This is a genomic window from uncultured Fretibacterium sp. (genome assembly GCF_963544685.1).
GTDB lineage: Bacteria > Synergistota > Synergistia > Synergistales > Aminobacteriaceae > CAJPSE01.
The window spans coordinates 1-13,612 of record NZ_CAUUGJ010000063.1; the positions used below are offsets into that span (position 1 = coordinate 1).

Below are 13,612 nucleotides of genomic sequence, written 5' to 3' on the forward strand. Positions count from 1 at the left end.
CGGGCCCATTCCGCGCAGAGGGCGGGGTCGATCGTCAGCTCCGGCCCGTAGTATCGCGCGTTAAGCTCGCCCCACAGCGTGCTCATCCACTCCGGCGTCAGGGCGTCGCCCGCCTCGGCCCGGGCGTGGGTACGCCGCTCGAAGTCCGCGAACATCGCCTGCCGGAAGAACGTCGTCCGCACCATGTCGTAAAAATAGTTCAAGAGCCATTTCTTCTCCGCATCCGTCCCGCTTCGCCTCAGCAGGTACCCGAGCAGCAGGGCCTCGTTGGTGGTGGAGGCGACCTCCGCGAGCAGGATCGTGTAGTCGGCGTAGACCTGGGGCTGGGAGGCGTGGGAGTACCACGAGTGCAGGGAGTGCCCCATCTCGTGGACCAGCGTGAAGACGTCCCGCAGGGTACCGTTGTAGTTCAGAAGCACGTAGGGGCTCGTCCCGTAGGATCCCCAGGAATAGGCCCCCTTGCGCTTTCCCCGGTTCTCCCGGACGTCGATCCATCGCTCCGCAAAGCCGCGCTTCAGGTTGGCGACGTAGTCCGGCCCCAGCGGCTCCAGCGCCCGAACCGCCAGATCGCAGGCCTCCTCGTAGGGAATGTCGGTAAGGGGCTCGTCCGACAAGGGGACGTTGAGGTCGTAGTAATGCACGGAGTCGAGCCCGAGGGCGCGCCGGCGCAGCGCGACGCAGCGGTGCATGAGGGGCGCGAAGCGGACGGCGGTATCCACCACGTTGTCGTAGACGCACGTCGGCACGTCGTCGCCGAACAGCGACATCTCCAGGGTGTCCCTGTAGCGCCGCGCGTTGGCGTAGAAGATGTCGCCCTTCACGGAGCCCGCGTAAAGCGCGCCGATGGCGTTGCGGAACGCTCCATAGGTCTCGTGGATGCCCTCGAAAGCGGCCTTGCGCACCAACCGGTCCGAAGAGCGGCTCAGCCGGTAGTAGCGCTCCTCGGAGAGCTCCACCAGGCCGCCCTTCTCGTCCCGGATGTCGGGGAACTTCAGGTCCGCGTCGGTCAGGAGGGTAAAGGCGTTCTCCGGGACGGCGGAGAGCTCCCTCGTCCGGGCCAGGAGCCCCTCCTCGGCCGGGGAGAGGACGTGCGCCCGCTCCCTGAGGATCTCGGAAAGGTGGAAGTCGTAGAGCCGCAGCCCCTCGTCCTCCGCAATCCAACGCCTCAGGTCGGCCTCGGGGATCGAAAGGACCTCGGGGCGGAAGAAGGAACAGACGGCTCCGTGCCGCGTCGCCAGGGTCTCGATGCGGGCGGCCATCTCCATGGGCCGCGTGACGCGCAGGTCCTCGTGGCTCTTCATATTGGCGTAGACGTAAAGCTTCCCCAGCTCCAGAGCCACGGCCTCCTCCGCCCTCAGATAGGCCAGAAGCGCGGCCGGCCCCTCCCCAAGGTGCCCCGCGTGGCCTGCCAGGGCCTCGATCCTGGGCTCCAGGGCGGCAAAAGCGGCCTCCCATGCCTCGGCGGAGGGATAGATGGCCTCCAGATTCCAACGGTCGCGCTCCGGGACCTCCGAGCGCTCCGGGACGGAGCCGGCCCCCGCCGGCTCCTTTGCGTCGAACAAAGGCACGTTGAATTTGAATTTTGATAAGGAATCGGTACGCTGCAATCTCATGCACCTCACGAACATTCTCGGGGAACGAACTCCAACCTAGATTCTCCGAGGAAAAACTTTCAAAGGGAAGAAGTTTTTTGCTCCCGCTGTCTTGCGCTCCCCGGCTCCCTATGGTATCATTCCCCTTGTTTTGGTCAAGGGGAACGGAACAGGCGTGTTTTAACCGTATTCCTGCGATCAACTCGGGTATGGCCCCATCGACTAGCGGCCTAGGTCGTAGCCCTCTCAAGGCTAAAACACGGGTTCGAATCCCGTTGGGGCTACCATTTTTACAATGGTAGGCGTGCAAGAAAAGTTTCCTTTTGTGTTACAGTCATTTTTTTATTCAAGGGTGGTTAGTTCAGAGGTAGAACGCTTCCTTGACACGGAAGAGGTCAGAAGTTCGATTCTTCTACCACCCACCATCGCCGACAAAGGTTCAGGAAATTATTTCCTGAACCTTTTTTATTTTCCTTGTTTTTATTGAAGCATCGTGTTCTCCAAGTCAAGAAGCTAAAAGAAAAAACAAAGCGCTTGGGGGGAGGCTCAAAAAACGAGGTACTTTTCATACCTACTGCGCGGGGTTGTCCTTCCCGGCACTTCCCAGCAACGCCGCGTACGCACCGGAAATGGGGGCGATCCCCGCCTGCCGCTCGTATACAAGGATTCTCATCGCTGCCGCCTTGCGCCTCGATTTGCTGCTTGTTAAAATGTAGCCACATTATTCAAGGGAGGGTTTGTCATGAAGATGGATTCCGTCGTCCGGGCCCGCATCGATTCGGACATCAAGCACAAGGCAGACGCCGTATTCGCCCGTCGCGGAGTGTCGGCCAGTGCGGTCATCCGCGCATTTTTCACGGCGGTTGCCGAAACCGGAGCGCTCCCGGTCGAGCTGAATGTCCCCAACGAGGAGACGGCCGCGGCGATACGGGACGGGCGTGCGGGGCTTGGGGTGCGACGTTTCGACGGCGCGGCCTCGATGTTCGCCGCGCTTGACGGGGAGGACGAAGCGTGACGCGTTCCATCCTGACGACGAAGGCTTTCAGAAAGGATTACAAGCGTTCTTCCCGTTCCGGGGCCTGCGATATAGAGCTTCTTCAGTCCGTCATCGACCTCTTGTCTCAGGATGTCCCCCTGCCGGACTTCTACAGGGAACACGCTCTGATCGGAGAATGGTCGGGCTGCCTGGAATGTCACGTCGCTCCGGACTGGCTGCTCCTTTATGAGCGAGGCGAGGAGACCTTGACCCTCTACCGTCTTGGCAGTCATGCCGAGCTTTTCGGCTAAACGAGTACTCCTTGCGACCCATCGTCCAGACTTCACGGCATTGTAGATCCAAGCAAGAAAAAAGAGGAGGGCCGAAGCCCTCCTCTTTCACAGCATACTTTTGAAACTAGAACGTCACCTGAGTACGGAAGCGAATGACATCGTCGTCATCGCTGTTGTCCCAGTCAATCTTGACGTAGTTCAGCCCGAACTTCACGTTGGGATTGTAGGTGTACTGCACGCCCAGCCCCCACTCGTTAAAGTCCTCGGTGGCATCCAGATCGAAGTCGTAGTTGTAGTAGAACAGGTGAGTGGCCCACTTCTCGCTCCACTCCTGGCCCGCCGCGATGCGGAAGTACTTGAGGTCGTCCCACATGATGTGGTTGTCCTCATACCTGTCCGTCACGAACATCGAACCGCCGTCGCCCATCGCCACAGGGGTGACAAATCCTTTGTCCATCTGGCCGTACTCCAGCCACAGGCTGGTAAACTTCAGGGCTTCCTGCTTCACGTCGACGATGACCTTCCAGGCATTGACGCTGTCGTAGTCGCCATCGACCCACTGCGTGCCGTTCCAGACATCGGCGTTGTAGTCCTGATAGTAGAAGATCCCCTTCAGGGCGATGTTGTCGTTGAAGTTGAAGCGCAGACCCGCAAAGACCGTCAACAGGTTGTCGAAGCTGAAGTTGTTGACTGCCGGAGCCGCGGGCTCGGCGTTGTCGCCAAGGAAGGCCTGAGCTCCGACGTCGAAGCCAAGCTGCTCCGTGAACTGAAGCTTGCCCATCAGAAGGAACTCCCACGCACCCCACGCCGCATCGGCATTGGTTCCAAGGCTGGAATCATAGAGGAAAGCACCCAGCTCCGGATGGGCGACATAAGCGTAAACGGTGCCCATCCCAAACGCCTTGCTCCAGCCCAGCCCGTCCGTCCTGCGGTCGGTCAGCCAGGAATCCAAGCCGGCAAATCCGCCCGTCGCCGGAAGCTCACTGGCGCCGTCGACATAGTACTCGTCCTCCAGGTCCCAAACGAAACGGCCAACCGTAAACGTAGAATCCCAATAGAAAGGAACTTCAACATAGAAGCGCTTCCAAGTCGTATCCAGACCGTCCAAGCGCCCCAAGAAGTGCATCGGGTTCTCCTCGTCGCCGAACCAACGCTCAAAAATCAGACGCGAGCGGGAAACCTCAGAGCTTCCATCGGATTCCGGAGCATCCTTGTCCCTGTTCTCAAGATCCACACGAAGGGAACCGCTCAGTTTCCATCCACCCAAGCGATCCTCAAGAACTGCAACGCGCTTGTCAAGAGCGTCAACCTTCACACCCAGCGCATCCAGCTCGTCCTTAAACTCGACAACGAGCTTCTTCAGCATCTCGACATCCTGCTTGCTGGCCTTCGTCATGTCGACGACCGCAAGGGCACGGGCCAGAGCGGAAGCCATCTCATAACGGGTGGTGGGCTGCTTGCCCTTGTAGGTGCCGTCCGGATAGCCGGAAAGGATGCCGTGAGCGGCCAGCTGGCCGATCGCGTCATAAGCCCAGTGGTTCATCGGAACGTCCATGAACGGGTTCGTCGCCGCGAAAACGGGAGCGGCAAACGCAACAAAAACCGCAACTGCAACAACTGCTGCAAACTTTTTCATTACTGTGTTACCCCCTTATTGTTTTGTCAATATGCACTGAAAATCGACTTTTACTCGCGCCTTCGGACCCTATGCCCCGAAAGCCCTTAAGGGGAACACAAAAGTGACCTTGTTTCCTTTTTTGCCCACCCCTTGGGCCTTTTGAGTTTCGAGCCTTCCGGCGCCCTCCATTCGATCTCTCGTCCTTTATGGCAACAGGGGGTATCCGCACCTCTCTCTCCTGCCCTCGGGAATGCTCCTGCCGATCGAATCGGAAGCCTTTTATCGGATGCCATGGAATCTACACAGGCATCATCACGTATATTACACGAAACGATCAAAAATGGAATAGGCCTCAGGACTCATTCAGCATAGTCTATGAGCCTACAAAAGGATATTGTAAATACAAAAATCTAAGTATTCAGCCAAGCGCATCAGAATGGGACAAATGAGCGAACAGGCAAGGTAAACATGAAGCAGGCCCCAAAGGAGGAGGCCTGCTTCATGTTCCGTCATCATTTTTTCGAAAGCGCAAAACACCTAAAGCTCGTTAGCGACACCCACCCAATCGTTGTCGTCTTTGCGAAAGTGGACGATCCGGGGAATATCTCCCTTATAATTTTTATCCTTGGGAACATAGACGGCCACTTTCCCCGTCCGCACGATCTCCCAGTTTCCTGAATCCACATTTAACGGTATTCCGCCCTTCACGAGGGGCAGATCAACCCCCTTAGGTCAGGTGTAGTAAACGTCCGAAACCCAAACATCCTTCCATCCCTGCTGAAGCAAATACTCAAGCGCCGCTGGCGTGATGTCCACGCTGACGACCACTGCTAGAACAAGACTCAGGAAGGAATGTGCAAGTTTCATGAGCCGAGGCGGCACGAGACCGCGGCCCCCGATTTTGCCTCCAGTTCAAGGGTAACGACCCGCTTCCTGTATTGACGCAGAAATTCTTTTTTCTCAACCAGCTGTCCTCGCTCGTCCGTAAAACGACAATCTGAAGCCATAGGACCAGAGGCTTCCCTACCGTGTACATTGAGCGTGACAACCTCTGTCCCATCTGCCCCAGGCTCAATCCGCTCCAGGATACCCGTTACCTCAAGGAGCTCCACATCGGCCACAGCATAGGCGGACAAGGGCAAAGCAACAAGTGCCAAAATTCCTACGACAAAACTCAGCAAAATACGCATCCAGCTCGCTCGCATGCTCCATTCATCCTTTCTCCATTCTCTTTCATAATCAAATCATCAGTGCACCTCGTGCAGTGCCTCGGAATCAAAATCACGCCAGTAATCCAGATAGGGAACTCCATTCCTCAGCGGCAGATCCCCATCTCTGGCCAACCGCATTTCCGCCAAATTATCTCCCAGCAGACGCAGTTCCGGATTTTTCTCCGCAGCCTCCTTCATAGCCCCCGAGCGTTTTTCCTCCGCGGAGAAAAGAATCCTGCCCCGCACCCCCGTAACACCCGTAACCTTGACATTTTTCAAGGATACCGGCTTTGCGAGAGACCTGCCCGTATCAACATCCAAAGTGTAGATCCTCCCTATGCCCCTCTCGGACACGATACAGACATCCTGAGAGATTTTCTCAGGGGTATAGGAAGTTACGATCAATTTCCCGTCGTAGAAAAAGGGCGATGTGGTCACGAACTCAGCCTCATCGTGCTTGTCCTCAGCTTTCAATTTCAGGGCCCATCCCTTCTGATCGGAAGAAAGCTGTCCGGGATCATTCCACACGGTGTTGATGTCCCGATCGGTCAAAGCCACCAAATCTTTGGTCGTCTCCTTGCCCGTCAGCCGCTCCAACTGCAGACAGAAGATAAACTGCTGGTCGTTGTGCACCTTTCTGGTGGGATCCGTCCCCGATCCCGGAGCCAACAAGTCGCAAGTACCACCAACCAGCGCCGACTGCCTAGACACCTTTCTGCGGAGCTTCAGGAGCGCCTTGGGGATTGCCACGGGTTTTCCCCCCGGAATCCCGTCCACAGGCACGGTCGTTAGGCGGAAAAGACTCTTCAGTTTCCAATTGGAGACCTTTTTCCCCGCAACATCACAGCTGAGTACGTTACCCTCACTATCCGCCGTAAAGAACTCCGTCAAGACCCTGTTATCCTTCTTTAACTTGACAAGAGTCAACGGCGCCACAGCCATGCCCAGCGGCGCCGGGCTCCCAATATGGCGAATCAAAGCAGAATCATCCAATTTTTTATGGATCTCCCCATTTTCGGGGTCCAAGACGTAGATAGCCTTACCCTGAGAATCCGCACCAAGATTATACCCCACACCGCCGGGCAGAATACCGACCGTGCGTCCTGACCCAGAGTCCTCCGAGATATTGCAAATATTCAGAGCTTGAATTGTCAACCCCAGATCGCCGTAGTCAAAATTTTTTCCGTTACCGCTCTCCGCGGCGAGCCCCCAACGTCGAACCCCCTTGGAGGAAGGACTCTCCGGCACCTCATAACGAACGTTATCTACAGCCCACAGGAACTGGGGCGAAGGACGAACTCTCGAGACATCCATAGCGTAGATTCCGCTGCCTCCGTTCCCCATGGTTCCCACCAAGACATGTTTCTGGTCGCCTGAAATAATTCCATCCGTCAGGAGTCCGTCCAACAACGTCACCGGCATGGACTTTCGGGACTCTTTGCCATCGCCGTTGTACCATGCCCCCGTGCCATCCTTGTACTTCATCACCCGGGCCCTTCCCTGAAGAACGCTCGGAGGGATAAAACCCCAGATCTCGTCTCCCGTCTCGGCATCCAATGCGTGCAGCACTCCTCGGTTCGTATGAAGAAAGACGACCTCGTCACTCTCCGGCCCCAGAGTCAAGAAATTGGAGCTCTGCATATCTCCAAGCGGTGTAGGATCCGCAGAGGTCACCCTGGAAAAAGCGATAAGCCAGTCACGAAAATCATCTACATTCGAATTTACTTGAGCAAGGCTCTGAAAAGTGGATGAAGGCAAGTCCTTCAATCTCTTGACCGTCTGGGACATGTCCCCCTCCGCTCCCTGAGATGTGTAGAGCGGACGCGACAGCCCAACGGCCTGCATTTTCTGTCCTGCTTCCCATTTTTCCTCAATTCGAGTGCTATTCGTCGCGGGGTCAATCTTCAGAATTTTACAGGTAAAACGAGAAAACCACTGATCGAGAGCCGTGGAGGTATAGCTGGCGTTAAACAGCTTTCCCGAGGTCCCCCCCACCTCATCCAAGTTAATGAGAGGTGCTCCAGAGGGTGCCGGACGACTTTCAGCGTCAATCTCATGAAAGACCTCATTCAAGGCCTTGAGCAATCCGGGAACGTCGTTGGCGAACAGGGCCGTCTTGGTCTCGTCCTTAACCCATTGCCCCCCCACCTTTTTGGGCTGCCCATGAGCTGCGATATCGTTCAGAGATTTACGCAATTTAACGGAATTGGGGTCCGTTGCATTGGGATTGACAAATCCCACCACCAGCGTGCGAACCCCTTTGTCCATAGCATACCGATGTTCTCTCCACTGTTTCGAGGTCTCGTCCCATTTGCGTCCCCGGACGGGGTTATCGGCCCCCTGCGTTTTTCTATAGAGCTCCAGTGCCGCAGCCGCAGCCGGCCTGGGAGCGTTGGACTCGTCGTTGCCCGCCGTGAAGATGACAACCCAATTGCTCTGACAGCTACCCGTGACGGGGAAATAACCTGCCTTACCAGCGGAAAAGGCAAGGCCGTCCGAGAGGCCGCCCGAAGCCCGTGGAGCAAAGAAATCAATGGCACTGCCCACAGCCTGGCCCGTGACGAGTTGTTCTGTATTGCTTGCTGCAACATACTCCTTCAGATTCAGTTTATCTGACCCGTAAGCAATAACTTGAGGAGCATATTGAATCAATCTATTTCCGGCCGTGTCATTTTTTCCAACGCCATCACGCCCGTAGAGAGAGGTGGAAAGAGGAGTTTGCCCGTCTGCAAACAGCTCCGGGTTGGTGAACTCAACGCCATTGGATGTCTCGACGCCATCGATGTATTTTCGGAAACGCCTCAGGTTCTCCGTCTCGGCATATTGGCCGGGAACTCCGTCTTTCTCTTGGTAGAAGCGATCAAAGGGGACCTTCAGAACAGCACGGTTAACGCGATACCACTGAGGAGTGCCCTTGCTATATTCATAAAAATTCCTCAAAACTCCGCATTTAGCCGCATACGCATCCCTGTAGTTTCCCTCCCGCCCTACAGCCCAATCGGGAGCGGAACCGTAAGGCAAATTGCCTGTTTTCCCATACGGAGGATACCTGTAAAAGTCCGCTTCATAGTTTGCCTGAACACTGTCCTCCTGGTAGCTAGTGGCCATCCCTACGTTCATGTTGGAGAGAAGCCGGGCGTTCTCGGTATCCGTCAGGCGCCAGAGCACCAGCTTCATCATATACATACGGCTGTCGTTGGGAACAAGCTGTTCATAGACCTGCTGACTGGGGCTGAAAGGCTGCGGGGCATAGGGAGAGCCCGCATACTTGGGATATCCCGAGACGACCGTCCCCACACCGACTCCTGCCGGCAACGTCTTATGATACGCCGAGTCCTTGAACGTCAGGAAATAAGGCCTCGACGGGTCGGAAGTATAATAACAATTCGGATCGCCGATCCTGTTGTTGCTGTTGTCCAGATCCCTGCCATAGCGCAAGAGCTTCTGTGCCATCGAAGGATTGTTATGCTCCGCTGGACGCGCTCCGGCCCCATAAGTACACTCTTTCAACAATTGGCCACGTTGCCACGCGGAATAGCCATCTGTAATCAACGGCATGATGCCCTTCGGCGAGAAGGTCATAGGCGACCCCGTATCCAGCAGAAACAATACGTTGGGGGGGGGGACATTGACCTGCACTATCGAAGCAAAGTCGGTCTTCAAGAAAGCTCTTGGCTCGGGCGCCGCCTCAGCGGCAGCGCAACAAAAAAACAAAGACGCCAAGACACATAAACGAAATGCCCTCGAGAAAGACGTCATTGAAAAGCCCTCCTTATCCGTCCTTTTCATGGCTCTCTTCATCCCTTCAAAACTCCTCGGCCCATGCAGATGCCGAGCCGAGGAGCCAGATAACGCGAGACTGCTTTCTTATAACTTCTATATACTTAAGGGGTTGCCCCTTTCTTCACAAATTGGAAGAACGCTTCCTCTGTACGGCGCAAAGGGGTGCTCTGCCCCTCACGGAATACCTCCACGCGAATTATATAAGCTCCATAATTTCTATAATAGTCCGCAGGAATGACATCGCCGGAGACAGGCTTTACCCCCGGGTCCACGCTCTCCCCCTCAACCTCATAAGGATCCAATCCGCCACTTCCGCCGCCAATCCTGCTGACAGGAGAAAGCGAGGGATGCATGTCCGGTGGAGGCATAAACTCAATGTCACTGACCCTGTAATTGGCATCAAAGACCTGCAGCCTCAGTCTTCGCTGAAACCCCTTAAACCCCATGCCGGCCCGCAGAGGGACATCCTGACTCAATGCGTCCCTTACAGCCTGAGGTTTACAAACCTGAAGATCGCTCAATTTGTACGCCACAAAATAGTCATTGGAGGTACCGCCCTGCCCATGCAGCACAGGTTCATCCCTATTAACCAACGCAATATTCTGGGCAACAATAAAACCTTTAGCCTGCTCAATGAAACGAGTCACATCAATCTGGTCCTCGTAGTCCCCTCGGTTCACAGCATCCGTCGCAAACATGGAATTTGCCAGAACGAGAATTCCCACTGAAAGAGCCGCCCCTATAAAGATAATCACCAACGCCGTCACCAAAATGAACCCCGAACGCCCGCCTCCCCGCAGGGAAAACCGTTTTCTCGCCCGTCCGTTCAATTGCGTATCCTCCAAGTCATGCTCTCCACCAAGATGCGGTGATTCTTTCCTTCCACGATATCGGGAGCCCCAATCGGCCACCCCCGAGGACGTCTTCCAGAAGCATGCCTCGCCTCGGCAGTATTCAACCCCTTGGCCGCCAGACTGACACTCAGGATACGGTTTTTAGGGTTGAAACGAAACCATGCTCCAACGATATTACGAGCCAACACCTTCACACGGCTTGGCCGATCTTGGGGCGGAGTCTCATAAAGCTCCTGAATCAGTTCCCCCGAGGCTACCCGCAGCCGCGCCGCACGAACACAGTGAGCTTCCTCCAATCCATAAAGGAGCCCCCCCAGGAGTACCTTTTCCTTATGAGCCCCCGGGGCAACCAAAACAGTAGCGTGACTGGGCATACTCTGCTTCACCCAAAGAGGGGCCCCAAAGGATGGAAAAACAACCCATTCACCTGCATTGGCGACAGCAGCCCCCCCCCTTATCATTTTCAGCTGCAGACTGTCTCCGGACCAGTAACCTCTATCTTCGGAGAGCACCTCATAATTCTCAAAGGTCGAAAGCCCGCTCGGTTTCCTCATAGCCTTCCCGAAGTCGGGACTAACGAGCCCACTTCTCGGCACAGCCCAAGCATAATAGAGCTCGGAACCGGAATAATAACCGGAATTAAGAGTTTTAACAGCTCCATCCGGCAAGTCATCGGTTGCCACCGTTATCGGTCCGCCCCAAGCTTCGCCCTTCTTCCCCATCAAGGACATAACTGGAGCTACAGTGACATTGTCACCCTTCGCAAAAGCGACGGCAAAAGATCCTTTGTCATCACGATTGTTCGGCATTCCCAGCCCTGCGTTGCTGAGTTGGCTGGAAAGTGCCCCCAAGGCATTCTCAATCTCCTCACGTGCCGTCGTGTAGTCTTCCGTATGAGAATAGGAAAGCGAAAAAGAGAAAAAAGCAGAAACCAAGGCCCCTCCTACAATGGCTACAACAATAACAGCTATCAGGATCTCCGTCAGAGAAAACGCGCGCTGCCTCATCGACATCCTCCTCTATTTGGCACGCCGTTTGTAGACGTTATCTTGAACAGTATTCGAGCTTTTGCTATTGAAGCTTCGCAGAAAAGCCACAGTCCCACTATTACGCATTTCAGGTCTGTCCACTTTCAGCTCAATCTGATGGACTCCATCCCGAGTCCCCCTGAACACGGGGGTCAATATCGTTCCTCCAACAGAAAAACGATCCTTACCCACAGTTCCGCCCCCAAGATGTTCAATAACTTCCCGCGCGGCCGCAATGAGCGCAGACTGACTCCCGATCTTCTCCGAAGACTCCGCTTCAAGAGCATCAAACCATGCCTCAGCCGTCAAGAAGCTATCAAGATCTGTCTGAGCAGCCCCTCTCAGACGCATACTGTAACCTATGCTGGAAAAAATCCCACCTAACGTAATCAAAACAACAATCATTAAAATCAAGGCCTCTCCCAACGCAAAAGCCCTACGCCTTCTCCTTAATGCAAAGATAAACAAAACGGTCCTGCCGTTCATATGATCCCTCCGATTTGCTCCTTGAGAACTAAAGACAATTGATGTTTCTCAAGCTGAATAAAAACACCCCAACTTTTTACCATAATCCCTCCAAGAGCAACCCTCCGGCCAAAGGCATTCTTGCTGGACAATACTCTTTACTCGTAAGACTATAGATAAAAAGCATCATAGTCAATAGGTCCAAAGAACCATTATTTCAACTTCATGCCCAAAAGCTAGAGCCGGCTTTCCTCCAGGCGTTTCCGCCTCTTGTCCAGATCGTGCCGCCGCTCGGACAGGCGCTCCCGTCCCTCCGCGATCCGAAGCGCTACCTGCTCGAAGCCCGTACCGCCGCAGGTGTTCCGACGCCTCACGCTGGCCTCCAGGGAGAGCAGCTCCAGGACGTCTGGACCGACCTCCGGGATCTGCTCCCGCCATTCCTCGAGGCTCAGATCCTCGAGGCGGCTGCCCTTTTCGATGCAGTGCTTCACCAACCGCCCGACCTTCCAGTGCGCGTCGCGGAAGGGGACGCCCCTCAGCACCAGATACTCCGCCACGTCCGTCGCCAGGGCAAACCCCTTCTCCAGGCCGGCCCGAGCCGCATCCGCGTCCACGTCCGTCCGCGCCAGCATCGGGGTCAGGACCGCCAGGACCGCCTCCACCGTCCCCACCGAGGCCCAGAGGCCGCGCTTGTCCTCCTGAAGGTCCCGGTCGTAAGTCATGGGCAGGCCCTTCAGCGTGACGAGCAGGTCCATCATGTGCCCCAGCACCTGCCCGGTCCTGCCCCGGACCAGCTCCAGGACGTCGGGGTTCTTCTTCTGCGGCATCATGCTGGACCCCGTGCAGAAGGCGTCCGGCAGTTTCAGCCAACCGAACTCCTGCGTGCTCCAGAGGGTCAGGTCCTCCGCAAGGCGCGAGACGTGCACCACGAAGAGCGAGGCGAAGTGATGGTAGTCCGCCATGTAGTCGCGCTGGGCAACCGTATCCAGGCTGTTGCGCGTCGGGCGGTCGAAGCCCAGCAGGCGCGACGTCATCTCCCGGTCCAGGGGCAACGTCGACCCCGCCAGCGCCCCGGCCCCCAGCGGGCACTCGTTCAGCGCGTCCAGGGCGAACTCGAGGCGACCGCAGTCCCTGAGAAAGGCCTCGAACCAGGCCATCCAGTAATGCCCCAACGAGATGGGCTGCGCCTGCTGGAGGTGCGTGTAGCCCGAGACGATCACCAGCCGATGACGCTCCGCGCAGTCCAGGAGGACGCCCAGGAAATCCAGCAGCGCCCCCTCGAGGTCCGTCAGCCTGTTCCTGAGGTACAGCCGAACGGTCGTGGCCGTCTGGTCGTTGCGGCTGCGCCCCGTATGCAGGCGCGCCCCCGAGGGCTCGATCTCCGTCAGGCGGTGCTCCACGTTCATGTGAACGTCCTCCAGCGGCTCGGAGGGCGTGAAGCTGCCCGAGCGGATCTCGTCCCAGACGCGTTTCAGCCCCTCCTCGACCCTCAGGGCCTCGCCGGGCTCCAGAAGCCCCACGGCCCCCAGCATCCTCACGTGGGCAATACTGCCCCGGATATCCTGTTCGGCCATCCGCCAGTCCAGGTCCAAAGACTGACTGAACCGCTGCACCACCAGGGCGGTGTCCTCCTCGAAGCGTCCCTTCCACATCGGCCTTCCCTCCGTATGCTTCCCCGCGTACCCGCGTCCGACCCCGTCAGCCCCGCCGGCACAGATGGGCCATCGCCCCGCCGCAGTCCCCGTCCCTGTCTCTTATACACATCTGACGCTGCCGACGACTAGTCGAGTGT

At 56.5% G+C, this 13,612-nt stretch carries 10 protein-coding genes and 2 tRNA genes; 4 read left to right on the plus strand and 8 right to left on the minus strand.

The genetic code is table 11. The features are described from left to right. The coding region (locus tag ABLA28_RS07145) for a M3 family oligoendopeptidase (RefSeq protein WP_347713083.1) at positions 1 to 1,568 on the minus strand (1,568 nt) is incomplete at its 3' end. Positions 1,569 to 1,803: 235 nt separating this feature from the next. Between ABLA28_RS07145 and ABLA28_RS07150 the strand changes: the two genes are divergently transcribed. From ABLA28_RS07150 to ABLA28_RS07165, 4 genes are all read left to right on the plus strand, one after another. Further along, a tRNA-Glu gene (locus ABLA28_RS07150) sits at positions 1,804 to 1,879 on the plus strand. Positions 1,880 to 1,942: 63 nt separating this feature from the next. Further along, positions 1,943 to 2,017: transfer RNA gene (locus ABLA28_RS07155), tRNA-Val, on the plus strand. A gap of 317 nt (positions 2,018 to 2,334) precedes the next feature. Beyond that, on the plus strand, positions 2,335 to 2,607 hold the full coding sequence (locus tag ABLA28_RS07160; protein ID WP_347713084.1) for a type II toxin-antitoxin system RelB/DinJ family antitoxin: 273 nt from the start codon (positions 2,335 to 2,337) through the stop codon (positions 2,605 to 2,607). After that, positions 2,604 to 2,879: a type II toxin-antitoxin system YafQ family toxin gene (locus ABLA28_RS07165; protein ID WP_347713085.1), complete on the plus strand. Its 276-nt coding sequence runs from the start codon at positions 2,604 to 2,606 to the stop codon at positions 2,877 to 2,879. The genes ABLA28_RS07160 and ABLA28_RS07165 overlap by 4 nt, the downstream gene beginning before the upstream one ends. A gap of 106 nt (positions 2,880 to 2,985) precedes the next feature. Here ABLA28_RS07165 and ABLA28_RS07170 read toward each other — a convergent pair whose 3' ends face one another. From ABLA28_RS07170 to argH, 7 genes are all read right to left on the minus strand, one after another. Then, complete coding sequence (locus ABLA28_RS07170) at positions 2,986 to 4,497, minus strand: S-layer homology domain-containing protein (RefSeq protein ID WP_347713086.1); 1,512 nt, start codon at positions 4,495 to 4,497, stop codon at positions 2,986 to 2,988. Between the two features lie 845 nt (positions 4,498 to 5,342). Continuing rightward, positions 5,343 to 5,684, minus strand: a complete 342-nt coding sequence (locus ABLA28_RS07175) for a hypothetical protein (protein WP_347713087.1) — start codon at positions 5,682 to 5,684, stop codon at positions 5,343 to 5,345. A gap of 42 nt (positions 5,685 to 5,726) precedes the next feature. Continuing rightward, the gene (locus tag ABLA28_RS07180; protein ID WP_347713088.1) at positions 5,727 to 9,449 is read right to left on the minus strand and encodes a hypothetical protein; all 3,723 of its coding nucleotides are present in this window, start codon (positions 9,447 to 9,449) and stop codon (positions 5,727 to 5,729) included. 125 nt (positions 9,450 to 9,574) lie between these two features. Then, on the minus strand, positions 9,575 to 10,303 hold the full coding sequence (locus ABLA28_RS07185; RefSeq protein WP_314718279.1) for a hypothetical protein: 729 nt from the start codon (positions 10,301 to 10,303) through the stop codon (positions 9,575 to 9,577). Next, the gene (locus ABLA28_RS07190) at positions 10,300 to 11,334 is read right to left on the minus strand and encodes a type II secretion system protein (RefSeq protein ID WP_314718278.1); all 1,035 of its coding nucleotides are present in this window, start codon (positions 11,332 to 11,334) and stop codon (positions 10,300 to 10,302) included. Before ABLA28_RS07190 ends, ABLA28_RS07185 begins: the two co-directional genes overlap by 4 nt. A 12-nt stretch (positions 11,335 to 11,346) precedes the next feature. Beyond that, positions 11,347 to 11,841 carry a hypothetical protein gene (locus tag ABLA28_RS07195; protein ID WP_314718277.1) on the minus strand — a complete coding sequence of 165 codons (495 nt, stop codon included), beginning with the start codon at positions 11,839 to 11,841 and terminating at the stop codon, positions 11,347 to 11,349. A 215-nt stretch (positions 11,842 to 12,056) separates the two neighbouring features. Further along, complete coding sequence (gene argH, locus ABLA28_RS07200; RefSeq protein ID WP_347713089.1) at positions 12,057 to 13,472, minus strand: argininosuccinate lyase; 1,416 nt, start codon at positions 13,470 to 13,472, stop codon at positions 12,057 to 12,059. Positions 13,473 to 13,612 lie beyond the last annotated feature (140 nt).

Bases quoted from the DNA above. Each gene is read 5' to 3' on its own strand.
- argH (WP_347713089.1), bottom strand. From the start codon at position 13,472: ATGTGGAAGGGACGCTTCGAGGAGGACACCGCCCTGGTGGTGCAGCGG.
- ABLA28_RS07170 (WP_347713086.1), bottom strand. From the start codon at position 4,497: ATGAAAAAGTTTGCAGCAGTTGTTGCAGTTGCGGTTTTTGTTGCGTTT.
- ABLA28_RS07195 (WP_314718277.1), bottom strand. From the start codon at position 11,841: ATGAACGGCAGGACCGTTTTGTTTATCTTTGCATTAAGGAGAAGGCGT.
- ABLA28_RS07190 (WP_314718278.1), bottom strand. From the start codon at position 11,334: ATGAGGCAGCGCGCGTTTTCTCTGACGGAGATCCTGATAGCTGTTATT.
- ABLA28_RS07160 (WP_347713084.1), top strand. From the start codon at position 2,335: ATGAAGATGGATTCCGTCGTCCGGGCCCGCATCGATTCGGACATCAAG.
- ABLA28_RS07180 (WP_347713088.1), bottom strand. From the start codon at position 9,449: ATGACGTCTTTCTCGAGGGCATTTCGTTTATGTGTCTTGGCGTCTTTG.
- ABLA28_RS07175 (WP_347713087.1), bottom strand. From the start codon at position 5,684: ATGCGAGCGAGCTGGATGCGTATTTTGCTGAGTTTTGTCGTAGGAATT.